Raw genomic sequence first — 26,818 nt, forward strand, 5'->3', positions numbered from 1 at the left:
ATGAATAGCCCGAGAACCGAAGTCGCCCGAACAACCCTGGCCGTCCTTTTCATCGGCTTGCTGATTGCCGCTTCGGGCTGGATCCTGAGGCCGTTTCTGCCGGCGCTGATCTGGGCGACGATGGTCGTCGTCGCCACCTGGCCGGTGATGCTGCGCGTGCAACGACAGTTCGGCAACCGGCGTGCTCCGGCGGTGATGGTCATGACTCTGCTGGTACTCCTGGTTCTCGTCGTTCCCTTGTCGTTGGCGATCGCGACCCTCGTCGAGAACGCCCAACAGATCGTCAGCTGGGGAAGGTTTGTCGCTAGCTTCGAAGTGCCGCCACCCCCTCACTGGGTTCCCAACCTGCCGCTTGTTGGCCACAAGCTTGACCAGGCCTGGATGCAGCTCGCGGTCGCCGGAACCCAGGAACTGACGGCCAAGGTCGCCCCCTATGCGGGCGATCTGACCAAGTGGTTCGCCAGAGAAGTCGGCAGCTTCGGGCTGGTTTTCGTACAGTTTCTGTTGACCGTCGCCCTGTCCGCGGTTCTCTATTCAGGCGGCGAACAGGCCGCTGACGAAATGCTGCGTTTCGGTCGTCGCCTGGCCGGTGAGCGCGGTGAAGGCGCCGTGCTGCTGGCTGGGCAAGCCGTTCGCGCGGTCGCCCTTGGCGTTGGCATTACGGCGTTTGTACAGTCGGTACTCGGTGGCATTGGCCTGGCCATCGCCGGCGTACCTTTTGCCACCGTGCTGACCGCCCTGATGTTCATGCTCTGCATCGCGCAACTTGGGCCGACGCTGGTGTTGGCACCGGCCGTCGTCTGGTTGTACTGGAGTGGCGATACCGGCTGGGGCACTTTCCTTCTGGTGTGGACGGTGATCGTCGGGACCATGGACAATTTCCTGCGTCCGCTGCTCATCAAGCAGGGTGCCGACCTGCCCTTGCTGCTGATTCTCGCCGGCGTCATTGGCGGCCTGCTGGCCTTCGGTCTGGTCGGCATCTTCGTCGGCCCGGTGGTCCTGGCGGTCAGTTACACTCTGCTCGAAGCCTGGTTGCGCGATGATCCGGTTCTGGCAGAGGCGGCGTCGGCGGCTACTGCCGAATCTCCCGTCGCCGAGAAGAAGGGCCAAGCGCCTGGCCGCTGATCGCTGCGTTTGCTGCCCTTCCCGGTCGGCGAAGGCAGGAACGGGGCAGAGGCCGGCGGCAAGGGGCGGCATGCTAGAATCCCGCGTCATTCCGCCCAGCAACCATCTGGCAATCACCAATCCACTCGGGCTTCGCCATGTTCTCTGGAATCATCGCCGCCGTTGGCCAAATCACCGCCGTTACGCCTCGTGACGATGGCGCTGCAACCGTTCGCTTGACCATCGACGCCGGCAAGCTCGACCTCGATGACGTCGCGCTCGGCGATTCGATTGCCTGCAACGGCGTCTGCCTGACAGTGGTCGACCGGCTGGGTCCGTGCTTCTGCGTCGATGTTTCCCCGGAATCGCTGGCCTGTACCGTTGGCCTTGCCGGGCCTGGCCCGGTCAACCTCGAGAAAGCGCTGCGGCTGGCCGATCGCCTCGGAGGGCATCTGGTCTCCGGGCACGTCGACGGCATCGGCGAGGTCTTGCGTTTCGACGCGGTGGGCGACAACCGCCTGCTCGAAATCGGCGCCCCGCAAGCGCTTGCCAGGTATATCGCCCGCAAGGGGTCAATCACTGTTGATGGCGTCAGCCTGACGACCAACGCGGTGGACCGCGCCACCTTCACCATCAACCTGATCCCGCACACTCTCGAAGCGACCAGCTTGGGTCGCTTGCAGCCGGGTAGCCGGGTAAATCTCGAAATCGACCTGATCGCGCGCTACTGTGAACGCCTGCTGAGCGCCGATGAGGAGCAGTGAGGGCGGCCTGATTCGCGTTGGTTCGCGTCGCCCGTAACAAGCGCTCACGATTGATCACCTGCGGAAGCTGTCGCGTCGACAGCGGCGCTCGCGGTCTGCAGGATTCTTCCCGGCAGGAATGCTTGCGTGTGAACGCGGTACGGGGTCCGGTAATCCCTCCGCTACTGCAATGCATGCCAGTGCGCTGAAGATCACGGACCCCGTGACTTAGTTCATAACCACCTGCCGGCTCGACGAGAGATACTTGATTCCGAAGTCGAGCCTGTCATGTGGATTCGCCTTCCCCGCTCCCAAAAGCCTTGCCGGGCTTCAAAAGCGGATGTGCGTCGCGTCCTCGGTTGGCACGGCAATGATTAGTGGTCATTGCTTCGCGTGACTGGTGCCCCCTGCAGCGCGGTCTGAAAAACCATCATTCAGTTACTTCGAAACGGAATCGTACCATGAATATCTCTTCTCGCAAGCCTGAGGCGTCCTCGAGGTCGACCGTAGCTGCCCGCATCCGCCGCTGTCTCGCTCCCACCTTGTTGGTGGCGGGCTTCGCCGCCCTGGCGGTTAATGCTTCGGACGTCAGCGCAGGCACCGTCTACAACGGCTGGAACTACGCCATCGACTCCTTTAATGACGGCTCCGGTGGGGCGTCTTACGAAGAGCTTGGCCTCGCCTTCCGTCAGCTTGGCTCGACCGGCTACTTCGCGATCAGTGGCGGGATGCCGCTGGCGGGGGTGACCAACAGCGGCGCAACCAATGGCAGCATTGCTCCGGGCGATCTCTATCTCAACTTCTCGGCGCACAATCTCGACACGCAAGCCGAGTTCACCGACTCCGGAGTGTTCGGAATTCGCTTCGCCAGCGCCAACGATTCGCTGGGCAACAGCGGCGACAATTCGACCCTTGGCGTGTTCAAAAACCTGAGCGTCGTCAATCTCACCACGGAGAACCAAGGCTACACAAGCTTGCAGGCTTACTACGACGCCGGCTACGGGCGGCCCACGGGCCGCATGGGTGACCTGAGCTCCACCACCGATGTGAGCAACTACTTCGGTAATAAAGTGATGTATGCCAACATGCAAAACCGGCGAGCTGATGTCGTCTATCAGCTTGCTCGATAAAAGCGCACTAGACGGCCTGGGTCTTGATTTTGCCCACTTCGGTGCCGCTGCCGTCGGCTCGCAAATCTTCGGCTTCTCTTTCGACCTCGCTGCACTGCCTGGCGGGAAATTCACGGCGCATTTCTTCGAGGAATGCATCAACGATGGTATCGCCTTGTACGGCACGGTACCCGAACCGGGGACGCTCGCGCTCTTCGGCCTGGCGCTCGCTGGCCTTACACTTCGCCGCCGTCGCTAGATTTGGCGCCTGGCCGGCGCATGCCACAGGGCGGGGGCCGAGGTGTGTGCCGATTCGCCCACATGAATGCCGACCATCCCGCCGCACTTTGTGTCGGCATCGGTGTCGGCGCGGCTGCCAGCTAGGCCTGCCGAGTGCTCATCCCTAGCCATGGCAGCAGCACTGCCGCCGCATCTTCCGCGCCCGAGGGCGTCGGAATCGGTGGCGCGGCCTGGCGCCACAAGGCCTCGAGTGAGGGCAGCAGCCGACCGGCAAGCAGCTCGCCAGCGCTGATTTCCCCGCAGCGGCCGTGCGTTTGCAGCCAGTCGATCAGGAAATCCTGCTCTGGCCAGTCTTCACGGCGCAGGTAGAGCAGCGGCGTGCCGTTGCAGGCGGCTTCGGCGAAAGTGCCGTAGCCGGGTTTGGTAAGCACCGCGTCTACCGAACGCAAGACATCGGCGATCGATAGCCCGAGAGGCTCGAAGGCGCTGACGCTCGGATGTGTGAGCTGCCAGGCCTGTGGAATCAGGCAGCGTACGCCGGGGATCGCTGGCCAGGCAGCAATGGGCAACTGCTTGTCGAAGCCGCCAAAAGCGATCAGGACCAGGCGCTCGTCCTTGCCGCTGCCCAGCCGTTCGCGCAGGAGCTGCCGACAGTCGTTGCCGAGCGCGGCCAGCGGGCCGATGGGGCGTAGCCGTGGCAGGTCGGCCATGGCCATTCCCGGCGTCGCGCGCAGGAAGCACTCGGTACCTGCATACGCGTCCAGCATCTGGCGATGAATTGCCGCTGCCCAGTCCTCGCTGGCGAAGAAATGGGCAAAAAGCTCGGCCCAGTTCAGCGAGCACATCGACACCGACGGGATGCCGGCGCGCGCGGCACCGGCCAGCGGCAGGTAGGCAACATCGCTGAACACCAGATTGGGCTGCAGCTCGCGGAAGAGGCGGGCGTCACGATCGACCAGGCCGTCCCAGTCGGCATGCTGACGGCGATAGGCGAGCGCCGTCGCCTCGAGGTCGAGGCTGACGGCATCGTGCATCACGTAGCCGAAGTCGCTGCGCTCTTGCAGGTGGGTGAAGCCGGCCGTGACGCGTGCCTGCAGCTTGTCGGTGGGCAGGCCGCTGCGGATGGTCAGGCGCAGTTCCGGCAAGCGCTTGCTGAGCGCGTTGAGCACCGGCGCCGCCTGCGCCAGATGGCCGAATCCGTGCGCCGAGATGTCGACAAAAAGGTGTGCCGGCTGCTGCATTGCTGGTCGAAGGATCAGACGAAGCGCGCCAGCATTGCGCCGGGTAATTCCGTTGGCAGAGCAATCCACACCTTGTGACCGTTACCCGGAGCGACGCCGATTTCGGCACCTTCGAGATTTTCCATGCGCTCCACGGTGATGACACGATTGCCCGAGGGGTGGATGATCTCCAGCCGATCGCCGACCGAGATGCGGTTCTTGATATCGATCAGCGCCAGCGCCCGCGCCGCGTTCCAGTCGATGACGTCGCCAACGTAGAGGCTGCGCCCCGACTCCGAGTGGCCACGCAGGTAGTTCTGCATCTCGTGTTCGTGGTGACGCTGATAAAAGCCATCGGTGTAACCGCGGTTGGCGAGGCCGTCGAGTTCGCCGAGCAGGCTGGGGTCGAAAGGGCGGCCGGCAACGGCGTCGTCGATGGCGCGGCGGTAGACCTGTGTGCTGCGCGCGACATAGTAGGCCGACTTGGTGCGCCCCTCGATCTTCAGCGAATCGACGCCGATCTCGATCAGGCGGCGGACGTGCTCGACGGCGCGCAGATCCTTCGAGTTCATGATGTAGGTGCCGTGCTCATCTTCTTCGATCGGCATCAGCTCGCCGGGGCGCTCCTTCTCTTCGAGCAGCCATTCGCCGCTGTTGCTGCGCGTGTTACCCATGCCGGAAGGCGCCTCGGCGTCCGCCGGCTTGACTTTGTAATCCCAGCGACACGAATTGGTGCAGCTACCCTGGTTGGGGTCGCGATGGTTGAAGTAACCGGAAAGCAGGCAGCGGCCCGAGTAGGCGATGCACAGGGCGCCATGCACGAAGACCTCGAGTTCCATCTCCGGGCATTCCTGGCGAATCTCGGCGACTTCGTCGAGCGACAGCTCGCGCGACAGGATGACGCGGCTGATCCCCAGTTTGCGCCAGAAGCGTACCGCCGCGAAGTTGACCGTATTGGCCTGCACCGAGAGATGCACCCGCATTTCCGGCCAGGTTTCGCGAACCATGTCGATCAGCCCCGGGTCGGCCATGATCAGCGCGTCTGGTTTGAGCGCCACGACCGGCGCCATGTCGGCCAGGTAGGTACGCACCTTCCGGTTGTGCGGCAGGACGTTGCTGACCACGTACAGTTTCTTGCCGGCGGCGTGTGCTTCGCCAATTGCAGTGGCCAGCGTGTCGAGATCGCCGAAGGCATTGTTGCGCACGCGCAGGCTGTAGCGCGGCTGGCCGGCATAGACGGCATCGGCGCCGTAGGCGAAGGCCGTGCGCAGCATCGTCGGCGAACCGGCAGGAGCGAGCAATTCGGGACCGTTCGCGGTGGAGGGCGAAGCAGAGATCGAGGCAGCGATGGCAGGAATCCGGGGAGGGGGCGTGACAGGGTACTAAGAGTAGAATGCGGGCGAATCGCGATTCTAACCGTATTTCTCCCCCCATTTTCCAGAGCACCAGCCCATGTCTGAAGAGATCCTGATCAATTTCACCCCGCAGGAAACACGCGTTGCCGTCATGTATCAGGGCGCCGTGCAGGAACTGCACATCGAACGCTGCGCCAGTCGTGGCTTCGTCGGCAACGTCTATGTCGGACGCATCGTGCGCATCCTGCCGGGGATGCAGTCGGCGTTCATCGAGATTGGCCTTGACCGTACCGCGTTCCTGCACGTCGCCGATATCCGCGAGCCGCGGCAGAATGACGAACCGCTGCGGCCGATCGAGCGACTGCTCTTCGAAGGCCAGAGCATCCTCGTGCAGGTCATCAAGGACCCCATGGGCAGCAAAGGGGCGCGCTTGTCCACGCAGGTATCGATCGCCGGGCGGATGCTGGTCTATCTGCCACAGGAGAAGCACATCGGAATTTCTCAGCGCATCGAGAAAGAGGCCGAACGTGAAGCCTTGCGCGAAAAGCTCGCACGCCTGGTGCCCGAGGACGAACCGGGCGGCTTCATCGTGCGCACCATGGCCGAGAGCGCCAGCGAAGCCGAACTGGCCAAGGACATCGAGTACCTGCGCAAGATCTGGCGCGATATCCAGGCCCAGTCGACCACCGCCGCACCGCCCGCGCTGCTCTATCAGGAACTGTCGCTGGCGCAGCGGGTGCTGCGCGACTTCGTCAATCCCGAAACTTCCGGCATCGTCATCGATTCGCGCGAGAACTTCTCGCGGCTGAACAGCTTTGCCGCCGAGTACACGCCGACTGTGGCGCCCCTGCTCGAGCATTACACCGGGCAGCGACCGCTGTTCGACCGACACGGCGTCGAGGACCAGATCCAGAAGGCACTGGCCCGCCGGGTCGATCTCAAGTCGGGCGGCTATCTGATCATCGACCAGACCGAGGCGATGACTACCATCGACGTCAATACCGGCGGCTTCGTCGGCGTGCGCAACTTCGACGACACCATTTTCAAGACCAATCTCGAAGCCGCGCAGACCATTGCCCGTCAGCTACGTTTGCGCAACCTCGGCGGCATCATCATCGTCGACTTCATCGACATGGAGAACGAAGAGCATCGCTCGGCAGTGCTCAGCGAGTTCAACAAGGCGCTGGCGCGCGACCATACGCGCCTGACCGTAAACGGTTTTACGGCGCTGGGCCTGGTCGAGATGACGCGCAAGCGGACGCGTGAATCGCTCGCGCACGTGCTGTGTGAAACCTGCCCGACCTGTGATGGCCGCGGCGAAGTCAGAACCGCGCGCACCGTGTGCTACGAGATTCTCCGCGAACTGCTGCGCGAAGCGCGCCAGTTCGACGCGCGCGAATACCGCGTGCTTGGCAACCAGGCGGTCATCGACCGCTTCCTCGACGAAGAGTCGCACGGCCTGGCGATGCTCTCCGATTTCATCGGCAAGCCGATTTCGCTGCAGGCCGAGCCCAGCTATACACAAGAGCAGTACGACATCGTACTGATGTAAGCTGCCTGGGCAGCGGGCCGTCGCTGCTCGCAGGCGGCGACTATCGGCATCGCCCGGCTTGACCCCCGGCGGGCAGGGTCCTATAATCTGCCGCCCTGAGGTGATGTAGCTCAGTCGGTTAGAGCGATGGATTCATAACCCATAGGTCGGTGGTTCAATTCCACCCATCACCACCAAAGAATCAAGCATTTAGCCCGGCCCGCAAGGTCGGGCTTTTTGTTGGGGTTACGCCGGGGTTACATTCGCTGTAACCAAGGGTGCGGGTCGCGCAAGAGATTTCATTCGCCCGGTTCGCATATGTGAGGCGGCGGACATGGCGGCCCGCGCTCAGGGCGTGGCAGTGATGACGCTATTGCTCCCGCTCTCGATGCCTCGCCCCGATGCGTCGGAAAGCCATTTGCAGCAAGGCACGGCAAACGGTCGGCAGCGAAGGACCACATTCCCCGCCCCTCACCAGCCGTCGCCTGCGCCCACCTTTGCGGTGCAGTTTCCGGACAGCCTTGCGCATTGCTTCATCCGCCGGCTTTCGCCATTTTGCGAAACAGATTCAACACCGGCCGCGTGGATCATCGGCCACGCCAACACGCCGCCGTTTCAGTGACTCCAGCCAATTCGCCAATCCCGCCAGTGATACCCGGACACAAGCATCATGCGTGGCGGTCAGTCGCTCGAATGTGCGCCAGTGCATCCCCTTGGGCTTGTCGCCATCGGGATTCGCGATGCCCGCAGGCCAGCCCAAGCGGCGCCGAATGTTGTCAGCCTGCCGCCGCGCTCGATCGTCGGCCGCTTCCCTCTGGCTCGCATAAGCCAAGCGGTAGCAGTGGCGACAAGCGTAGAGCTTCCCGTGGCCGTAGAGAATTGCGACGCGCCGACTGCAGGACGGACAGACCCACCAGCACCTGGTTCCGCCATAGGTGCAGGGCGTGTGATCCATTAAGACGGGCTGCTCGACAGCGTGCCAAATGTCATCATTGCCGCAGCGGTATCGGTAGACGAGGACGACGCGCTGGATTTCCGCTTGCACCCGGATGTCGGCCACCGGGCGGCTGTTGACCGTCCACTGCCACCAGAAGCTGCGGCCAGGTATCAGTAGACCTGCACGTTACAACTTCCGAATGTCCAGGGGGCGCGAATCTTCAGTGGTGTCCCTGCCACCTTGATGCCGCCGCCCACTGCCGCTGCCGCCCATTTTCTTTCCTCCCGGATTTTGCCGAAATCATCAGGTACGTTTGGCCATCGTTGTTGGCAAGAACTGCCTGAAAGCCTTGCCACGAGACGCATGGCGCCTGTTTTCGTTGCTGTGCCCTCTTCAGCTACTGCGAAGCTCTTTCAGCTTCAAGAGCATGGCCAGCGTTCTCTCAAACTTGCGGTCGAGATGCGTTTCGTAGCGGTTGAGCTTTTCCAGTCGGAAGATGGGCAGCGCTTCGCCCAGGGTTTGCGCCTTGATCGCTGGAACCAATCTCGCCTCCTGTGCCAAACGTGCGTGCATCGGCTCCAGTGACTCGCGGATATACTCGTGCAGATCGTCGGCGGTCGCCGAGTACTCTTCCTCCTGGACCTGCACGTCCCACCATTCGCGCGAGTCCCGAGTCAGTATGCGACGTGCTTTTTCGTAGGCGTTAGCTCCACCTTTGTCCAGGATCGCCACCGCTCTACACGTCGCGGCAAGGTCAATCTCCGCGTTGCGCTGGCGCTCAGTGGTTTCTTCTGGGCTTGCGTTCAGCAGATAAGGCAGGTCGGTATGCTCGCCGGAGGGCCCGTGCTCAAAAGGTGCGGCCGAAGGCATGACGCTGCGCGGACTGTTGACCACGTTCTTGATTCCCTCGTTGATCTTTGCGCCTTCCGCCAGCAGCACCCGCCGCTTGCGCCAGATGATCGCTGCCAGTTCTTCGATCAGATGCCGCTCCGTGATGCCTGCTGGTTGGTGCTCATCGATCAGCGCCGCCAGTAAGTCGTCAAACTCGGAGTGGTCTTCGTGCGCCAATACTGCGAGTTTGGAGAGGATCCCGTGTTTCATGGCATTGAAGCGTACGCCCTCGTAGTGGCTAGCTTTCGCGGCAGGCGTAGCTTCGTCTGTCGGACAGAAGGGAATCACCTCGGAACTACGCAGGGCCGGGCCTTTAATCGTTTCCATAACCTCACCTCATTTCGTGATCGTCACAAATCCGTAACGTCGACCGATTTCGGCCCAAGCGCGTTGTGCCGACTGCCTTGCTGGTTCCGACGTTTCGGCGCGTCCCAAAATGTCCAACAGTGCCCGTAAGGGGGCGTTTTGTTCATCGCCGATGGCGTCGATGGTCGCCCGCTTATCCCGCGTTCTCTGTGCGCGCTTGCGCTCGCTGTCGGTCATCGGCCTCGTGCCCTTTGGCGGTCTGCCTCGCCTGGTGACGGTCACATGTTCGTCGGCCATATCATCTTCTACTATTTCGTGATGGTCACAATAGTAGCAAATGCTGCCAGCCTTTGCACGCCGGTTGCATACGACCAGTCGGGACCGTGTCAAGACGGGACGGCGCTCGGCAAGCGCAACAACGGCTTGTCGTCGAGATGCTTGGGTAGGCGATTCTGTCGCGAGGACGCGTTACTTGACATTTCGCTGGCAGGGCTCAATGGCGGCGAGCTTGCAGCGCAGTCAGTGGTCGCAGAAAGAGAACCGGGCTACCTCTCGTCTCCGTTGGAGCCGTCGTAGTCGATAATCCATGCCTACTGAGCAGACGCGTCAAAATCCTATCGACTTGCCGATATGCGAACTGACACACTTGCCATTCTGCGTCGCGTCTGCCCGGTTGTGGGTGCCCGAAGATACAGAAGAGCAAGGCGCGACGCTCGGCAGGACGAGAGGTTGTCGTCCGGGCATTCGGATTGCAGGCCATCACCGCCCGGGTTTCGAGCGGCTAATCGGAAACGTCGATCGGCCGCCAAGTGATCGGGCTCAGTGGTCCATGCGGCAGTGGACCTCATGGGCACCCAATTCGTCCCCTTTCACGCGCCTGATTCGACAGCTCGCGCAACAGGGGTGCTCTTTCCGAAAATCTGCCTCACGATTCGTTGCGTGAAGCGCGCGAAGAAGATCAAGCGAATCGGCTAGAATGCTACGGACATTCCATCTAGAGCGCCCATGAAAACTCTCACCAAGCAAATGGCAAGCTGATGGCGACGACGCCAACCAAGCAAAACAGCGCCATCGCCACCATCGGCTATGGAGTCAAGCGTTGGCTTATTGCTGACCGGGGCGGCCGGCGCTTTGGGGGCGACAAACCCTGGCGCGACTGCGCGCCGCCGATCAGTGGTAATCGTGCTCGCCGCATGCCGTTTATGGGAGCGCCGCATGGCCACTGAGAACCATGCCCAACTGGCCAACTTCATTTGGAGCATTTGTAACCTGCTCCGCGGTCCCTACAAGCGCAACGAGTACCGCAAAGTCATTCTCCCGCTGACGGTTCTGCGTCGCTTCGATTCCCTTCTGGAGCCCACCAAGGTCCGGGTGCTGGCCGAGCACGCCAATATCAAGACCAAGCCCGAGACGGTGGTGCGCAGTCTCTTGGAGCGGATCACCGGCAGGCCGTTTTACAACCTGTCGAAGCTGGACTTGCCCAAACTCCTTGACGACCCCAACCAGCTCGCGCCCAACTTCAACGCCTACATCAACGGCTTCTCGAAGAACATCCGCGAGATCATGGAGCGCTTCGCGTTCGATCAGCAGATCGCGCGCATGGCCGAGAAGAACCTCCTGTACGAGGTCGTCAAGGCATTTTGTGATCCCAAGCTTGATCTCACCTTCCCGGGCCTGACGCCAGCACAAGCCAACATCCAGATGGGCTACGTTTTCGAGGAGCTCATCCGCATCGGCGCCGAGCAGTCGAATGAAGAGGCCGGCGAGCACTTTACGCCGCGCGAGGTGATCAAGCTGATGGTCAACCTTCTTCTGTCCCCCGAGCAGGACCTGCGCAACAGCCACGTCGTCAAGACCATCTACGACCCGGCGTGCGGTACCGGCGGCATGCTTTCGGTGGCGGAGCGTTACATCCGCGATCTGAACGCCGACGCCCAACCACACCTGTTTGGGCAGGACTGGAACGATGAGTCCTGGGCGATCTGCAAAGCCGACATGCTGATCAAAGGCGAGGACTCCGACAACATTGTCCTTGGCGATACCTTCACCAGGGATGGCTTCGACCGCGACGCCGATGGAAAAAAGCGCACGTTTGACTACATGCTGGCGAACCCGCCCTTCGGCGTGGAGTGGAAGCAGCAGCAGAAGTACATCGCGCACGAGGCCGAGTCACTCGGTTACAACGGCCGCTTCGGTGCCGGTCTGCCGCGTATCAACGACGGCTCGCTGCTCTTCTTGCAGCACATGCTGGCCAAAATGCGCGTCCCGATCGATGGCGGTAGCCGCATCGCCATCGTCTTTAACGGCTCACCACTGTTCACCGGCGATGCCGGCAGCGGCGAGAGCAACATCCGCCAGTGGATTATCGAAAACGACTGGCTCGAAGCCGTGGTCGCACTCCCCGACCAGCTCTTCTACAACACCGGTATTTCCACTTACCTCTGGGTGCTCACCAACCGCAAAGAGCTCCGGCGCAAAGGCAAGGTTCAGCTCATTGATGCGCGGCGCTTCTTCGTCAAAATGCCGAAGAGCCTCGGTAATAAGCGCAACAAGCTGGGTGACCCCGGCGACCGCCAAAGCGAGCCGGACCAAATCAGCGATATCACCCGACTTTTCGGCAACTTCACCGACGGTGAGGCGCGAACCTTCAGCCAAGAGGACCCGATCACCAAGCAGGCTATTGCAAAGGTGCAGGTGGTCAGCAAGGTCTTCGACAACCTCGACTTCGGCTTCCACAAGATTACGGTCGAACGCCCGCTGCGGCTCAATTTTGAGGCGACCTCCGAGCGCATCGCGCGGCTGGAGACCGAAAGCGGCTTCGCCAAACTGGTCACCAGCATCAAGAAGAACGAGAAGGCCCGGCTCGACGAGATCGAGTTGGGCAAGTGCAGGCAGGAAGAAATCCGCAAGCTCCTTGCCCGGTTCGCCGAAGTGCACGGCGAAACACGCTTCAAGGACCGCACCGCCTTCCTCATCGCCCTGCGTGAAGTCGATCGCGCCGCCGGCGTTCGCCTCTCAGCGCCCGAGCTGAAGGCCGTGCTTGCCGCCCTGGGTGAACGCGACGACACGGCGGAGATCTGTCGCGACCGCAACGGCGAACCCGAGCCCGATTCCGAATTGCGCGACACCGAGAGCGTCCCGCTCAAGGAAAGCATCAGCGAGTACTTCAAGCGCGAAGTGCTCCCGCACGTGCCCGACGCCTGGATCGACGAGAGCAAGACCAAGGTCGGTTACGAGATCCCGCTCAACCGGCATTTCTATCGCTACGAGCCACCACGGTCGCTGGAGGTGATCGAGGCCGACATCAAGGCGCTCGAAGACGACATCATGCGGCTGCTCGGCGAAGTCACGTCGTGAGCATCCTTTCGTACCCGTTGCGGCACGTCTCCATCCGCGTGCCTTGGCACGACAACGGCTGGAACGGCACGATCTGTAATCAGCCCCGGCACAACACGGCCTGCCTCAAGCTGGTCAACATCGCCGCGAGCAAAGTGGAAGCCGACGAGGAGAGGGGTCGCGGGCAGTCGTTGAAAGACATGAAGCCGGCGGACTTTCCACCCTGCGTCAAGGAACGGTCCACCTTCATGGCGCCGTTTCCGCTGGACCGCTTGCATGAGCACCCGTACGTCAAGACGTCGCCTGACACCCATGCGCACTTCAGGCCCACGCGACTGCACTACCACGCCTACGCTGCAGCCGGGTTGCCGTTCCGCTGGATGATGAAGCCGGCAGTGTTCGGCGACGAAGCGCGTGGCGAACGCGGGCTCGTTGAGAGCTTCCCGCTGGAAGGCGTGGATCCGGCTTTCGAAGATAAGCTCGGCCTCAAGTTCAAGACCCATTGGGTCCAGGACCACCGCAACCACCGCGCGCTGCTCGATTGCTTCTGGAACCACGTCCAGCCCGAAGAGTCGCTCGTATTCTTGTATGCGAAGCAGGTGCCTCTGGTTGAAGATACAGGGCGGCGTGCGTTAATCGGTGCCGGCCGCGTCATTACGCTCGGCCCGCTTACCGAGTACGACTACGAAGGCTCACCGCAGGGCAAGATTCGCAGCATGCTCTGGGAGCGGATGGTGATCCACTCCATCCGCCCGGGCTTCAAGGACGGCTTCCTGATGCCTTACCAGGAAGCGCTCGCCAACTCTGATGAAGGGCGGGCCTTTGACCCGGCCGAGGTGGTGGCCTTTGCGCCGGAGGACCGCTTCAACGAGTTTTCCTACGCCACCGAGCATGTCGGGCACGACGCGGCTATCGCCGCGCTGCTGGCCTGCCGCGCGGCACTGCTGCGCTCGGCCGAGCTCTTCAATGTAACGACGGCCCCGCAAGAGGCATGGATCGACCGGCAACTCGGCCGCCTGTGGAAGAAGCGCGGCCCGTTTCCAGGACTGGGCGCAGTGCTCGGCGCCACCGGCGTGCCGCTGGCCCACTTCGTCGCACAGGCGCTGGTCGACAAGGTCGGCGAAGACGGTAACCCGTGGATAGCCTGGCAGACCGCCGTAGCCGACCCGCGCACGCACCTGCCCGCCGATCTTGCGCGGCAGCTTGACCCGACCATTGCCAAGGCTTGGCAGCGCATGCAGCCCGAACGCCGTCAGGTGCTGGAGCTGCTGAGCCGTATCGACCGCACGGCCGAGCAAGCCGAAGTGCTGGCCGTACCCGAAACACGCGCCGAGCGAGGCATTACGCTCGACGACGCTGACCTTCTGCGCAACCCGTACCTGGTCTATGAAACAACCCGCCTCACCCGGTTACCCGTGGCCATTGGCACCGTCGATCGCGGTGTGTTCCCCACCACCTTCGTTCGCGAGCGCTACCCGCTTGCCGAGCAATCCCTGGTGCGGACGGCGGTCGACGCGCGCCGCTTGCGGGCGTTGACCATCCGCGAACTCGAAAACGCCACGGTCCGCGGTGACACGCTGTCCTCGCAGGCGACGGTGATCGCGTCCCTGCGTAAGCGGGCGCCGGAAAAGGACGAACAACACACTCCGGTTACCGCCGACCTATTGGCCGTCGCAGAAGACGAGCAGTTCGCCGGCGAGATCCGCCTCGTGGAAATGGCCGATGGTTCGCGCGCCTACCAGCTCGAACGCTTGGCCAAGAGTGGTGAGCTGATTCGCAACACCATCGACAAGCGCGCCCAGAGCCAAGCTCACCAGCTGAATGCCGACTGGCGCCATGAGCTCGACCAGCAGCTTGGTGCGCTGCCCGCCGAAGGCGAAGAGCGCGACAAGGAAGAGCGCGCCCGCCAGGAAAAGGCCGCCGCACTCGCGGAACTGGCTGTGCGCCGCTTCTGTGTGCTCATTGGTCCGGCCGGGACCGGCAAGACAACCCTGCTTTCAGTGCTGTGCCGCGACCCGTCGATCCAAACTGAGGGCATTTTGATGCTCGCCCCTACTGGCAAGGCCCGTGTGCGCATGGAAGACGTGGCGCGTCGCGCTGGCATCCACAACCTGCAAGCTCTGACGCTGGCGCAGTATCTTTCGCGCTCAAAACCACAGCGCTACGAAGGTGCTACCGGCCGCTACCGGCTCACCGGCCAGCCGGGCGAGAAAGGCGCACGCACCGTGATCGTCGACGAGTGCTCGATGCTCACCGAGGAGATGACCGCCGCCCTTCTTGAGGCGCTGAGCGGCGTGCACCGGCTCATCTTCGTGGGGGACCCGCGCCAGTTGCCGCCCATCGGCGCCGGCCGGCCTTTTGCCGACGTGATTGCGCGGCTGCAGCCGCCAGACATCGAGACTTGCTTTCCGCGCGTCGGACCTGGCTATGCCGAACTCACCGTGCCGCGCCGCCAGGGTGCAGGCGAGCGTGAAGACCTGCAACTGGCTGCCTGGTTCGGTGGCGGCGTGCTCAGCCCCGGCGAAGACCAGGTGTTCGAAATCCTTGCCGGGCAGCGCAGCAGCCAGACCGTGCAGTTCGTGCGCTGGGACACCCCGGACGAGCTTGATGACCTCTTGCCAAAGACGCTTGGCGAAGCACTTGGTTTCGATGGCGGGCGCGAGGAGTGGCAGTCCTTTGCCTGCAGCCTCGGAGGCAGCCTCGACGACAGGGGCTCGGCTTGGTTCAACTCAAAGTGGGGCGACAAGTACCCTGGTGCCGGCGCTGCCGCCGAGCGTTGGCAGCTCCTGAGCCCGGTACGCCAGAAACCCTGGGGCGTGGACACGCTGAACCGTTCGATCCACTTGCGCTACAAGGGACTGCAAATCGAGAAAGCACGCAACCCCGGCAAGTTCCGCAGCATCCCCACTCCGATGGGCGACAACCAGATCATCTACGGCGACAAGGTTATCAACAACCGCAACTGGTCGGTCTGGAAGAAGCGCATTTACCCGGAGCCCGCCAGCAACGGCTACCTCGCCAACGGCGAGATCGGTGTCGTCGTCGGCCATCGCCGAACGCAGAAGCGCTCGTGGCCCGCCAACTATCTGGAAATCGAGTTCTCTACCCAGGTCGGTCGCGTCTTCAAGTTCTGGGGCTCCGACTTCGACGACGATGGCGAAGCCAGCCTCGAACTGGCCTACGCCCTGACCGTGCACAAGGCGCAGGGCAGCGAGTTCGAGGTCGTCTTCCTCGTATTGCCGCGCTCACCGCTGATGCTCACGCGCGAGCTTCTGTACACCGCGCTCACGCGACAGAAGCAGAAGGTCATCGTGCTGCACCAGGGCTCGGCCACCGACCTCCAGCGCTTGAGCGCTGAGCGCTACTCGGCCACCGCCACGCGCCTGACCAATCTGTTCGGCCCGCCACGGCCGGTGGAGGTGGGCGGCACCTTCCTCGAAGACCGGCTGATTCATCGCACCAGCCGAGGCGAAGCGGTGCGCTCCAAGTCCGAAGTGATCATCGCCAATCTGCTGCACGCCAAGGGTATCGACTACCACTACGAACACCCGCTGGAACTGGGTGGCCTGTTCAAATACCCCGACTTCACGATCGAAGACGACGATACGGGCATCACCTACTACTGGGAGCATTGCGGCCTGCTGCACGATCCCGCCTACCGCCGCCGCTGGCAGGAAAAACAGCAGTGGTATCGCGAGCAGGGCATCGTGTTGCTGGAACAGGGCGGCGGGCCGAAGGGCACGCTCATCGTGACGCGCGATCAAGCGGATGGCGGCATTGACTCGGCGGGCATCGCAGTGGTGATCGCGAAGCTCGGTGGACACTGACCCGTGAAAGCCTTCCTCGAACAGATCAATGACAAGCGGCTGCGCTCCTATGACGCAGACCCCGGCTTGCTCAAGGAGCACTTTGGCATCGAGGAAACGGTGCTGGCAGGCGGCTACGGCTACCGTCAGATTCTCGAACTCGTTCAGAACGGTGCGGATGCGTTGCTGGAGGCCCGGGAGCGTGTCGACGCACCGGACGACGATGGTCGCATCCATGTCCTGCTGCGCGGCCGGCGTCTCTATGTCGCCAATACCGGGGCATCACTGAGTGAAGAAGGCGTGGATGCGCTTCTTCGCTCTCATTCTTCCCCGAAACGCGGCAACCAGATAGGGCGCTTCGGTCTCGGCTTCAAATCACTGTTGAAACTCAACGGGCGGATCGATGTTTTCACGCGAGCCTCGGGAGCGATTCGTTTCGATCCCGAGAAGTGCCGTGCGGAACTCCGGCAGCGGTTTCAGGTGACAGAAGCGCCCGGCCTGCGGCTTGCGTGGTCCCTTCCGCCTGATGAGCGCGCTGCGGATCCGCTGTGCGCTGAAATGGCTTGGGCTGAAACGATCGTTCGTGTCGAGGTCGACTCAGAGAGTCTGCTGCAGCACATTCGACAAGAGATACGGTCATTTCCAGCCGAATTCCTGCTGTTCTTTCCTATCGCCACCGCGCTGACCCTCGACAACGGCGAGGACAAGGCGCGCGAAGTCCGGCTGGCCATCGACGGCGCCGAGCACATCCTGCACGATGGCGAGGGCATCTCGCGCTGGCGCATCGCTGCGCGTGAAGTTCGGATCGACGAAGCCCGAGCCATCGAAGACGCCACGCACATCCACGCGCGCGAGTCCGTGCCCGTCTCCTGGGCCATTCCGCTCGAAGGGCGTCGTGAAGAGGCAGGCCGCTTCTGGGCCTTTTTCCCCACGCACACGCAGACCTACCTGCCGGGCATATTGAATGCGCCGTGGAAACTGAACAGCGACCGCAACGCGATAATCGGGGGCGAGTGGAATGGGGCCTTGATGAGCGCGGCGGCGCGATTGATCGTCGACACACTGGCGGACCTGGCTACTGCCGACGACCCCGCCCGGCTCCTCGATGCTTTTCCGCGGCAACTGGATCGCAAGGACGAGGACGCCGCCCCACTCGTCGAGTCGCTGTGGACATTGCTGGAGGCGGCCGCCCTCATCCCAGACGGCACCGGGGAGCTACGGTGCGCGCAGGATCTCTGGCGCCACCCGAAAGACACCTTGGCACTGGCAACTGGCTGGCAAGCACTCGTTGGCGAAGACAAGCGACGCCTGTTGGTGCACCCGTCCTGCCTGGAGCGGCAGCGCGCCAGCCGTCTTAATGCGCTGGCGGATCGTATCGAAGCGCCAGCCGCGGGCCAGGGCCCTCCCGCGCTTCGCCGCTACAGCACCGAGTCGTGGTTCGGCACCGTGGCTTCGGCCGAGCCCCGCGTGGCGCTTGGCGTACTGCAGCTGGCGGAGTCCTTCTCCATAGATGTAAAGCCCGGCGAGTGGAGCCAGGCTCTACCCACGCTGGCAATCATTCCGACCCAGTCAGCCAAGTTGGTTACGGCGGCCAAGGTTGTCTTGGTGCCGGACGGTATGTCGGTGCCGGATCGCGAATCAGTCGCCGCCGTGCTTCAGTCCAACGCCGAGGCGCGGCGTATCCTGAGTGGCGTGCTTGGCGTCAATGAGCTGGACGATCAGGTCTGGGCATCGATCCTCGTCGAGGCACTTCAGGTGCCGCGCGACCTGCCAGAGAGCAACGAGGCAGGATGGAAGGCGTTCTGGTCTCGGCTGCGCCGCGCGCCGGAGGGAGTACGCAAGGGCTTCCTGAACACGTATCGCGATCGCGTGCACGTGCGTCGGCGCGATGGACGATGGGCGAATGCGGATAGCGTCCTGCTTCCCGGTGGGTTGGTGAGGGAAAGCGATCCTTCTCCGAACTCGAACGTACTTGTCGATCCCGATGCGCATGCTAACGACCGGGCGTCGTTGGTCGCGCTGGGCGTAGTGGACGTTCCGGCAGGCGATATTGGACCTTTGAGTTTCGGAGAGATCCCTGGCGCGAGCGACCTCTTGGCAGACTGGCTCCACGTATGCCGCCGCCGCTACAAGGGGATTCACGACAACTCCGCATCTCGGGCTTACCTCGAACCCGAAACGCTATCGATGCCGAGAGCTTACGGCTTGCTTGCCGAGCTCACCGGCGCTTCAAAGGCACGTTTCACCTTCCAGCTCATTGGCCGGCTCGCCGAGCCGACGTTCCAAAGATCCGTTCGATTTGGCCACTGCACCAGGCCGTCCTACTCGAAGATCGACGTGCCTCACCCGCTGCCTTGGTACGTGTTCAAACACGGCGAAGTGCAGATGGGCACTTCCACAGCACCCCTCAGGGCACTTGTCGCGTGCCGCGACCAGTCAGCCTTGCAACACCTTCAGGACTGGAGTCGCATCGAATCCGCGCTCGATCGACTGAACACCGCGTTCCTGACCGTGTCGGCTACGCCGGCGGACTTGTGCGCCTTCTGGGGCGCGATGATCGCTGCTCTCGTCACTCCGGCCGCCCTCAATGGCGACGCATTGACCGACCTCTGGCTCGGCGCCGCCAAGGACGGCGTCGTCCCCAGCGAACTGCCATCCTCGACCGGCCGTGTTCCGCTGAGTGCGGTCTTCGTGACCACGTCCGCTGATCTGGCGCGACGAGCCCGTACCCAGGGACGCGTGGTGGTCGCGCTCGACCCTCCGACGATGCAACTCTGGCAGCAAGCCGGCGCGGCCGACCTCGCTGGGCTGATCCAGGCGGAGTGGGAATCCATCGCCGGTCCTCCCGAGCGCCTGACGGATGCGGTGCCCGAACTGGGCGACGTCTTGCGCGAGGAGGTTCGTGAGGTGGCGCGTTGCCAACGCGTGACAGCTCTCCGGCTCAGGATCGGTGACACGGCACAGGACGCTCCCTGCTTGATGTGGGATGGCACCCTGCATCTGGACTTGGAGCAACTGGCGCCGCTTGCTCGGGCGGAACGCCTGCGGCGGCTGGTCTCCGAAATCGCCGCGTCCGGCTGGCTCGATGGTCCGCCTGCGGACGCGCTTCAACGCCTCGGCGACGCTCACGTCGACGAGCGACGAGCACTGGTTGCACAAGGCGCGACGATGGCCGAGCGCTTGCTGCGCGCAGTGGGCCATCGTGTCGAACCCTTGTTCGATGCTCTGGGCCAGCCGCTGCGCGACATGGACTTCGTCCGCGAGTGCATGCCACAAAAGGTCGCCGAGCTGGTGCTCGCCCAATTGGGTCCGACCGCGCTGACTGCGCTGCGAGATACCTTGGAGGACGAGGGGCTGCAGCCGCCCACGCGTTGGAACACCGCGGCGGCGCTCGTTTTCGTGACGAGCATCGGTTTCCCCGCCGAGTTCGCGTCGTCCGCCGAAGCCCGGCGCGAGCCCGAGGAACTCGTCAGCGGACCGATCGACCTGCCGCCCCTTCACGACTTCCAGCAGGAAGTTTTCGACGGTCTAGGCGCGCTGCTGGCCAGTGGCACCAAGCGCCGGCGCGCAGTCATCAGCCTGCCCACTGGCGGCGGCAAGACCCGCGTGACGGTCGAGGCCGCCGTGCGGCTCGTGCTTGCGCCGGAGGGAGTCGCGCGCAGCGTGCTCTGGATCGCCCAGACCGACGAGTTGTGTGAGCAGGCAGTGCAGGCGTTCCGACAGGTCTGGGTCAATCTCGGCGTCCGGCGAACCAATCTGCGCATCGCTCGCCTGTGGGGCGGAAATCCCAACCCGACCGGGCGGGATCTGGACAAGCCTGTTGCCGTCGTGGCCTCAATCCAGACCCTGAACAATCGCTTCGGCGCGACGGACCTGGAGTGGCTGCGGAAACCCGGTCTTGTGGTCGTGGACGAGTGCCACCATGCGATCACGCCGAGCTACAGCGCGCTGCTGCGCTGGCTGGATGCTGAACTGCCGCGACTCGGTGCGGCCGAGAAGGACGAACCCGCCATCGTGGGTCTGAGTGCCACCCCGTTCCGCACCGACGACGACGAAAGCCAGCGCCTCGCCAAGCGCTTCGACAGCCGCTGGCTACCATCCGACCAGGAACAGCTCTACGCGCGCCTTCTTTCGCAAAGAGTGCTCGCGCAGGCGCGCTACGAGTCGCTCGACTCCGGCGTTGGCCTTACCGACGAGGAACTGGCCCGGCTGGGGCGACTGAGCGAGCCGTGGGAAGGTCTTGACCTCGAAAACCTGCTGGAGGCCATCAACCAGCGACTCGCTGGCGACTCACGACGCAACGAGCGTCTCGTAGAGTGTATTGAAGGCAGTGCCGAATGCTCCATTCTTTTCTTCACGAACTCCGTCGCGCATGGGGAGGAAATGTCTGCGCGCCTGAATTTCGCCGGCGTTCGCACCGCGGCGATCAGCGGCAGCACACCGACCGTCGCACGCCGTTACTTTCTCGACCGCTTCCAGGGCGGACAGCTCCGCGTGCTGTGCAATCACAGCGTACTGACCACTGGCTTCGATGCGCCCAGGACCGACATGGTGCTGATCGCCCGGCAGGTTTTCAGCCCGGTGCGCTACATGCAGATGGTCGGTCGTGGGCTCCGCGGTGAAAGAAACGGCGGCACTGCATCGTGCCGAATCGTCACGGTCGTCGACAACCTCGGGCGCTTCGAGTCTCGGCATCCCTATCACTACTGCCGGCAGTACTTCTCGACGATGGCACGTACGGGTTCACCAGTCGAGGTGCGGTCATGAGATTCACGGCCTATTTGAAGTACAAGCCAAGCGGTATCGAGTGGCTCGGCGACGTGCCCGAGCATTGGGACGTGAAGCGCGGGCGTTTCTGCATGAGTGTGAATCCGCGTTCGAGCCGACTACGGACTCTTCGTTCGGGCGATGAGGTGTCGTTCGTACCGATGGAAGCAGTCGGGGAGTACGGTGGCTTGGAACTCGAACAGACGCGCACGATCGCGGACGTTGGAGCGGGCTACACAGAGTTCGACGATGGCGATGTTGTGGTGGCCAAGATCACGCCCTGTTTCGAGAACGGCAAGGGTGCTCTGGCGGTGGGGCTAGTGAAAGGCGCTGCATTCGGCACGACGGAACTGCATGTTCTTCGCCCGGCAATGATTATCGAGCGGCGGTTCTTGTTCTACTTCACCATTTCGAGGCTCTTTCGGAGTACGGGTGAAGGCGAGATGTACGGTGCTGGCGGCCAGAAGCGTGTACCCCCAGAGTTCTGCAAGAACGTTCGCGTGCCCCTGCCGCCGTTAGATGACCAACACAGCATCGCCGATTTCCTCGACCGCGAGACGGCGAAGATCGACACGCTGGTCGCAAAGAAGCAGACCTTGATCGAGCGGCTGAAGGAGAAGCGCATCGCGCTCATTTCGCACACGGTCACCCACGGCCTCCCGCCCGAAGCAGCCCGCGCCGCCGGCCTCGACCCGCACCCCAAGCTAAAGCCCTCCGGTGTTGACTGGCTTGGGGACGTGCCTGAGCAATGGGATGTGTTGCCGTTCACAAAGTACGTTGCTGAGAAGGCAGACTACCGCGGCAAGACTCCAGAGAAGACAAAAGACGGCGTGTTCTTGGTGACTGCCAGGAATGTCCGTATGGGCTACATCGACTACGAGGGTTCGCAGGAATACGTCGCCCAGGACGAGTACGAGGAGATCATGCGACGCGGGTTGCCAAAGAAGGGCGACATCCTATTCACGACTGAGGCGCCCCTTGGGAACGTGGCTCTAGTTGATAGAGAGGATATCGCGCTAGCGCAGCGCATTATTCGCTTTCGGTTGAACCCGAAGCGCTTCTTCGAGACATTTGCCCTGTACGGCATGATGTCTGACCACTTCCAGATTCAGCTCCAAAGTCTATCGACAGGCTCGACTGCCGAGGGGCTGAAAGCCAGCAAGTTGCCAATACTGCGACTGATAGCCCCACCAATCCAGGAGCAGCGCGTTATCGCAGAGTTTCTAGAAATCGCGACGGCGAAGATCGACGGCATGGTCGCCAAGGTCGAGACGGCCATCGAGCGCTTGCAGGAATACCGCGCGGCGCTGGTCACTGCGGCCGTTACAGGCAAGATTGACGTGCGAGGGGCTGTCGCATGAGCACGCCTTTCGAGATCGAGAGCTTCGAAGAATACCTCCAGACGGTGCGCAATGAGTTACCGGAAGGACGCAAGTACTTTCGGGGGCAGACCAAGCTGGTCTCCGCGGGCTACGAGCTCAAGCCGTCGATAGGGCGTTACGGTCACCTGCTGGAGAAGTCCTTCCGCGAACGCGACGAGCTTGAACGGGAGGTGCTCGATGTATTCAGCAATCATCTGGTTACCCATGTCCAGCACCTGCCACGCACCGACTGGGAGGCTCTGGCCATTGCGCAGCACCATGGTCTGCCGACGCGGTTCATGGATTGGACCACCAATCCGCTGGTAGCCCTGTATTTCGCGGTGCGAGAGACCAAAACGGACGACGATGGCGGTCCCATAAGCAGCGCGGTGTACGTATTGATAAGCGATCCGCAACGCTACACAAACTTCAATCGCAAGCAGCAGCCTGCCGTCAAGCCTGTGAAGGACCTCGCGACGACGCCGGCGACGCGTGGATCCGGGTACGAGGAGTTCGGTGTCGAAGGGCTCGACCCAAGCGAGGAGGATGACCCGACGCCGCCAACTGCAACAACAACCGACGAGATGGTTGAAGGCAGCATGCATTCACCGACACCGTCGCCGTTCGAGATCACCGAGAACGTGATCTACCACCCGCCACATGTCTCGCCCAGGATGCGGGCGCAGGATAGCGTGTTGCTGGCCTGCCAGAAGCCCTTCGAGGCATTGGAGGAGAGGGACTGTCTCGAGATCATCATCCGCCATGACGCCCACGACGACATTCGCCGTCGGCTGGACCAGTACGGTGTCTTCGACCGGCAGCTCTTCCCCGACTTGGACGGCATAGCGAAGTGGCTGCGCTATCGGGTCTTCGAAAGCAAGGGCGAGCTGTGAGGAGTCCTGTACATGAGTAGGCAGACCAACGAGCGCGCCTTCGAACTGCACGTAGAGGAAGTACTGCTGCAGCAGGGCAATTGGCACACGGGGACCAATGCCGAATGGGATGTTGAGCGCGCTCTGTTCCCTGTGCGCGTCTGCCGCTTCCTGGAAGCCACGCAGGAAAAGCTGTGGAAAGAGATGCGCACGCTGCATGCGGCTGGGCTTGAGAAGTTGATCATCAGCGCTCTAGTCAAGGAACTCGACCTGAAGGGCGCACTACATGTGCTGCGCCACGGCTTCAAGTTCTACGGCAAGACCTTCCGGCTCGCCTACTTCAAACCGGCGCACCGGCTCAACGACGAAGTGCTGGCCTTGTACGCTCAGAACCAGCTCACGCTCACGCGCCAGGTGCTCTGCCACCCAGGCAAGCACGACACGGTGGACCTGCTGTTCGCGGTGAATGGGTTGCCGGTGGCGACCTGCGAACTCAAGAACCCCGGCACGGGCCAGAACTGGCGCCACGCGATGCGCCAATATCAGAAGGACCGCGATCCGCGAGCGCCTTTGTTCGGCTTCAAGAATCGCACGCTGGTGCATTTCGCTGCCGATCCGGACGAGGTGCATATGGCCACACGGCTGCGGGGTGTGGCCACGCACTTCCTGCCCTTCAACCGCGGCAGCCACCCGGGCGAGGTACAGTGCGGCGCGGGCAACCCACAACATCCCTCGGGTTACCGCACGGGCTACTTCTGGGAGGCGGTGTTTCAGCGCGACAGCTTCCTCGACATCCTCGGCCACTTCATGTTCCTGGAGAAGAAGGATGAGAAGGTCGACGACGGCAAGGGTGGCCAGCGGCGGATTACCAAGGAAGCATTGATCTTCCCGCGCTACCACCAGCTCGATGCGGTACGCAAGATCGTCGGCGCCGCGCGCGGCGAAGGACCGGGGCGCAACTACCTGATCCAGCATTCGGCGGGTAGCGGCAAGACCAACAGCATTTCGTGGCTCTCGCATCGGCTGGCGAGCCTGCACGATAGCGAGGACCGCAAGGTGTTCGACTGCGTCGTCGTCATCACCGACCGGCGGGTGCTCGACCAGCAGCTCCAGGACGCGATCTACCAGATCGAACACGCCCAGGGCGTGGTGAAGGCCATCGACCAGGACAGCAAGCAGCTTGCGGCGGCGCTGATCGACGGCACGAAGATCGTCATCACCACGCTGCAGAAGTTCCCGTTCGTGCTGCGCGGGTTGCTGCACGCAGCCGGCGCCGAGACGCAAGAGAAGGCGACCGCGGAAGAGAAGGCCCAGGCCAAGGCGTGGGAAGCCGAAATCGCCAAGCGCCGCTACGCCGTGATCGTGGACGAGGCCCATTCCAGCCAGACGGGCGAGACGGCGCGCGAGCTGAAGGCGATTCTTGGCAACAGCGTCGGTACCGGCACTGCTGAAGATGCCGAAGGCGAGGCCGACTGGGAAGATCGACTCAACGAGGTGATGGCTTCGCGCGGAAAGCAGCCGAACCTGAGTTTCTTCGCCTTTACCGCCACGCCCAAGGGCAAGACGCTGGAACTGTTCGGTCGGCCCGGAGGCAACGGCACGCCCGAGGCGTTCCACCTGTACAGCATGCGCCAGGCGATCGAGGAGGGTTTCATCCTCGACGTGCTGACCAACTATACGACCTACGCCACCTACTACAAGCTGCTGAAGGCCGCCGAACACGACCCGAACCTGCCGAAGAAGAAGGCGGCGCGGGCGCTGGCGAAGTTCATGAGCCTGCACCCGTACAACATCGGGCAGAAGACCGAGGTGATCATCGAGCACTTCCGCCGCAGCGTGATGCACCGGCTCGGTGGGCGTGGCAAGGCGATGGTGGTCACGTCGTCGCGGCTGCACGCGGTGCGCTACATGCTCGCCTTTGAGCGTTACATCGCCGAAAACGGTTACAAGGACGTGCGCCCGCTGGTGGCGTTCAGTGGCAAGGTGAACGATCCGGAAACCGGCGTCGAGTACACCGAGCCCGGCATGAACACCGATGTCGTGACGGGCAAGCCGATCAGCGAGGCGGCGCTGCCCGCGCGTTTCGAGACGCCCGATTACCAGGTACTGCTCGTTGCCAACAAGTACCAGACCGGTTTCGACCAGCCGCTGCTATGCGCAATGTACGTCGATAAGCGACTCGACGGCGTACAGGCCGTGCAGACGCTGTCGCGGCTGAACCGGATGATTCCGGGCAAGGAACCGCCCTTCGTGCTCGACTTCGTCAACGACGCCGAGAACATCTACCACGCCTTCAAGCCGTACTACGACAAGAGCGAGCTGGCAGCGATTTCTGACCCGTCGCTGCTGAACGGCCTGAAGCACGCGCTCGACCTGGCGCAGGTTTATCACTGGAGTGAGGTCGAGGCATTCGCGCAGGTGTTCTACAAGCCGCTGCAGCGGCAAGGGGCGGCTGATCATGCGCACATGCAGCGCCACCTGCAGCCGGCCGTGGACCGCTTCAAGGCGATTGCCGAGGAAACAACGCGCGAGGAGTTCCGGGCGCGGCTGTCAGCGTATGTGAATGCCTATGCCTTCCTCAGCCAGATCGTGCCCTACGCCGATCCGGAGCTGGAGATGCTTTACAGCTTTGGGCGCTTTCTGTTGCCGCACCTGCCGCTGGATCGCGACACGACCGTGCTCAAGGTCGGTGACGAGGTGGCGTTGCAGTACTACCGCTTGGAGCGCGTGTTCTCGGGTGCAATCGTCGTGAAGGAGGGGGAGGCCCAGTACATCAAGAGCCCCTCGGATGTGGGAACAGGGAAGGCGCATGACGAGCCGGCGCCACTCTCGGAGATCATCAAGGTGCTGAACGAGCGGTTCGGCACACAGTTCTCCGAGGAGGACCGATTGTTCTTTGAGCAGATCAAGGAGAAAGCGTGCAAGAGCGAGCAGGTGGTCAGGACAGCGATGGCCAACCCGCTCGACAAGTTCGAGCTGGGGATTCGCAAGCTCATCGAGGAAATGATGATCGAGCGCATGACCGAGAACGACGAAATCGTCACGCGCTACATGGCGGATCAGGGGTTTCAGGGCGCAGCATTCCCTATCCTGGCGCGCGAGATTTTCGAGGCCGTGAGGTCGAAGGCTCCTTCCGCCGCTGATGGTGGGCAAGGGCCTGCTGCCCATTAGTGACTTGGCGACTGCGCAGCGAGTCTGTCTTTATCGATGGCCAAGGGACGTAGGGTTGGATGGAAAAGC

At 62.7% G+C, this 26,818-nt stretch carries 16 protein-coding genes and 1 tRNA gene; 13 read left to right on the forward strand and 4 right to left on the reverse strand.

Annotated elements, in window-relative coordinates:
- The 4 genes from ydiK (at position 1) to V5B40_RS01570 (ending at position 3,215) form a co-directional block, all read left to right on the forward strand.
- On the forward strand, positions 1-1,125 hold the full coding sequence (gene ydiK, locus V5B40_RS01555) for an AI-2E family transporter YdiK (RefSeq protein ID WP_332352809.1): 1,125 nt from the start codon (positions 1-3) through the stop codon (positions 1,123-1,125).
- 137 nt (positions 1,126-1,262) lie between these two features.
- Positions 1,263-1,868 (forward strand): riboflavin synthase, encoded by a 606-nt coding sequence (locus V5B40_RS01560; RefSeq protein ID WP_332352810.1) that lies wholly within the window; start codon positions 1,263-1,265, stop codon positions 1,866-1,868.
- Between the two features lie 440 nt (positions 1,869-2,308).
- A complete protein-coding gene (locus V5B40_RS01565; RefSeq protein ID WP_332352811.1) occupies positions 2,309-2,977 on the forward strand; it encodes an XDD3 family exosortase-dependent surface protein in 669 nt (222 codons plus the stop codon).
- Positions 2,952-3,215, forward strand: coding sequence for a PEP-CTERM sorting domain-containing protein (locus V5B40_RS01570; RefSeq protein ID WP_332352812.1), 264 nt, complete (start codon positions 2,952-2,954; stop codon positions 3,213-3,215). The genes V5B40_RS01565 and V5B40_RS01570 overlap by 26 nt, the downstream gene beginning before the upstream one ends.
- A 121-nt stretch (positions 3,216-3,336) precedes the next feature.
- Here the strand turns inward: V5B40_RS01570 and V5B40_RS01575 are convergent, their stop codons facing one another.
- Together V5B40_RS01575 and yegQ are read right to left on the reverse strand one after the other, a co-directional pair.
- Positions 3,337-4,437: a hypothetical protein gene (locus V5B40_RS01575; protein WP_332352813.1), complete on the reverse strand. Its 1,101-nt coding sequence runs from the start codon at positions 4,435-4,437 to the stop codon at positions 3,337-3,339.
- A gap of 14 nt (positions 4,438-4,451) precedes the next feature.
- Positions 4,452-5,690, reverse strand: coding sequence for a tRNA 5-hydroxyuridine modification protein YegQ (gene yegQ / locus V5B40_RS01580; protein ID WP_434735819.1), 1,239 nt, complete (start codon positions 5,688-5,690; stop codon positions 4,452-4,454).
- A 178-nt stretch (positions 5,691-5,868) separates the two neighbouring features.
- On the opposite strand from yegQ, the gene rng reads away from it, so the two are divergent.
- The 3 genes from rng to V5B40_RS01595 all read left to right on the forward strand — a co-directional run bounded on the left by rng (position 5,869) and on the right by V5B40_RS01595 (position 7,924).
- Positions 5,869-7,323: a ribonuclease G gene (gene rng / locus V5B40_RS01585; RefSeq protein WP_332352814.1), complete on the forward strand. Its 1,455-nt coding sequence runs from the start codon at positions 5,869-5,871 to the stop codon at positions 7,321-7,323.
- A 99-nt stretch (positions 7,324-7,422) separates the two neighbouring features.
- Positions 7,423-7,499: transfer RNA gene (locus tag V5B40_RS01590), tRNA-Met, on the forward strand.
- A gap of 137 nt (positions 7,500-7,636) precedes the next feature.
- The gene (locus tag V5B40_RS01595) at positions 7,637-7,924 is read left to right on the forward strand and encodes a hypothetical protein (protein ID WP_332352815.1); all 288 of its coding nucleotides are present in this window, start codon (positions 7,637-7,639) and stop codon (positions 7,922-7,924) included.
- Between the two features lie 708 nt (positions 7,925-8,632).
- Here V5B40_RS01595 and V5B40_RS01600 read toward each other — a convergent pair.
- On the reverse strand, positions 8,633-9,457 hold the full coding sequence (locus V5B40_RS01600; protein WP_332352816.1) for a hypothetical protein: 825 nt from the start codon (positions 9,455-9,457) through the stop codon (positions 8,633-8,635).
- Positions 9,458-9,466: 9 nt separating this feature from the next.
- Positions 9,467-9,673 (reverse strand): hypothetical protein, encoded by a 207-nt coding sequence (locus V5B40_RS01605; RefSeq protein WP_332352817.1) that lies wholly within the window; start codon positions 9,671-9,673, stop codon positions 9,467-9,469.
- Positions 9,674-10,651: 978 nt separating this feature from the next.
- Between V5B40_RS01605 and V5B40_RS01610 the strand changes: the two genes are divergently transcribed.
- From V5B40_RS01610 to V5B40_RS01635, 6 genes are read left to right on the forward strand one after another with little or no spacing between them, the layout of a single operon-like run.
- Positions 10,652-12,793 carry a type I restriction-modification system subunit M gene (locus tag V5B40_RS01610; protein ID WP_332352819.1) on the forward strand — a complete coding sequence of 714 codons (2,142 nt, stop codon included), beginning with the start codon at positions 10,652-10,654 and terminating at the stop codon, positions 12,791-12,793.
- Positions 12,790-16,599 (forward strand): ATP-dependent DNA helicase, encoded by a 3,810-nt coding sequence (locus V5B40_RS01615; protein ID WP_332352820.1) that lies wholly within the window; start codon positions 12,790-12,792, stop codon positions 16,597-16,599. Before V5B40_RS01610 ends, V5B40_RS01615 begins: the two co-directional genes overlap by 4 nt.
- Positions 16,600-16,602: 3 nt before the next feature.
- Entirely contained in the window at positions 16,603-21,345 is a 4,743-nt protein-coding gene (locus tag V5B40_RS01620) for a DEAD/DEAH box helicase family protein (protein ID WP_332352821.1), read from the forward strand.
- Positions 21,342-22,706, forward strand: coding sequence for a restriction endonuclease subunit S (locus V5B40_RS01625; protein WP_332352822.1), 1,365 nt, complete (start codon positions 21,342-21,344; stop codon positions 22,704-22,706). The genes V5B40_RS01620 and V5B40_RS01625 overlap by 4 nt, the downstream gene beginning before the upstream one ends.
- Positions 22,703-23,599 (forward strand): FRG domain-containing protein, encoded by an 897-nt coding sequence (locus tag V5B40_RS01630; RefSeq protein ID WP_332352823.1) that lies wholly within the window; start codon positions 22,703-22,705, stop codon positions 23,597-23,599. Before V5B40_RS01625 ends, V5B40_RS01630 begins: the two co-directional genes overlap by 4 nt.
- A 12-nt stretch (positions 23,600-23,611) precedes the next feature.
- Positions 23,612-26,749: a type I restriction endonuclease subunit R gene (locus tag V5B40_RS01635; protein ID WP_332352824.1), complete on the forward strand. Its 3,138-nt coding sequence runs from the start codon at positions 23,612-23,614 to the stop codon at positions 26,747-26,749.
- Positions 26,750-26,818 lie beyond the last annotated feature (69 nt).

The organism is Candidatus Accumulibacter meliphilus (genome assembly GCF_036625345.1).
GTDB classification, from domain to species: domain Bacteria; phylum Pseudomonadota; class Gammaproteobacteria; order Burkholderiales; family Rhodocyclaceae; genus Accumulibacter; species Accumulibacter meliphilus.

Excerpts from the sequence above, each read along its gene's own strand:
- ydiK (WP_332352809.1), top strand. The coding sequence starts at position 1 with ATGAATAGCCCGAGAACCGAAGTCGCCCGAACAACCCTGGCCGTCCTT.
- V5B40_RS01560 (WP_332352810.1), top strand. The coding sequence starts at position 1,263 with ATGTTCTCTGGAATCATCGCCGCCGTTGGCCAAATCACCGCCGTTACG.
- V5B40_RS01565 (WP_332352811.1), top strand. The coding sequence starts at position 2,309 with ATGAATATCTCTTCTCGCAAGCCTGAGGCGTCCTCGAGGTCGACCGTA.
- V5B40_RS01570 (WP_332352812.1), top strand. The coding sequence starts at position 2,952 with ATGTCGTCTATCAGCTTGCTCGATAAAAGCGCACTAGACGGCCTGGGT.
- V5B40_RS01575 (WP_332352813.1), bottom strand. The coding sequence starts at position 4,437 with ATGCAGCAGCCGGCACACCTTTTTGTCGACATCTCGGCGCACGGATTC.
- yegQ (WP_434735819.1), bottom strand. The coding sequence starts at position 5,690 with ATGCTGCGCACGGCCTTCGCCTACGGCGCCGATGCCGTCTATGCCGGC.
- rng (WP_332352814.1), top strand. The coding sequence starts at position 5,869 with ATGTCTGAAGAGATCCTGATCAATTTCACCCCGCAGGAAACACGCGTT.
- V5B40_RS01595 (WP_332352815.1), top strand. The coding sequence starts at position 7,637 with ATGGCGGCCCGCGCTCAGGGCGTGGCAGTGATGACGCTATTGCTCCCG.
- V5B40_RS01600 (WP_332352816.1), bottom strand. The coding sequence starts at position 9,457 with ATGGAAACGATTAAAGGCCCGGCCCTGCGTAGTTCCGAGGTGATTCCC.
- V5B40_RS01605 (WP_332352817.1), bottom strand. The coding sequence starts at position 9,673 with ATGACCGACAGCGAGCGCAAGCGCGCACAGAGAACGCGGGATAAGCGG.
- V5B40_RS01610 (WP_332352819.1), top strand. The coding sequence starts at position 10,652 with ATGGCCACTGAGAACCATGCCCAACTGGCCAACTTCATTTGGAGCATT.
- V5B40_RS01625 (WP_332352822.1), top strand. The coding sequence starts at position 21,342 with ATGAGATTCACGGCCTATTTGAAGTACAAGCCAAGCGGTATCGAGTGG.
- V5B40_RS01630 (WP_332352823.1), top strand. The coding sequence starts at position 22,703 with ATGAGCACGCCTTTCGAGATCGAGAGCTTCGAAGAATACCTCCAGACG.
- V5B40_RS01635 (WP_332352824.1), top strand. The coding sequence starts at position 23,612 with ATGAGTAGGCAGACCAACGAGCGCGCCTTCGAACTGCACGTAGAGGAA.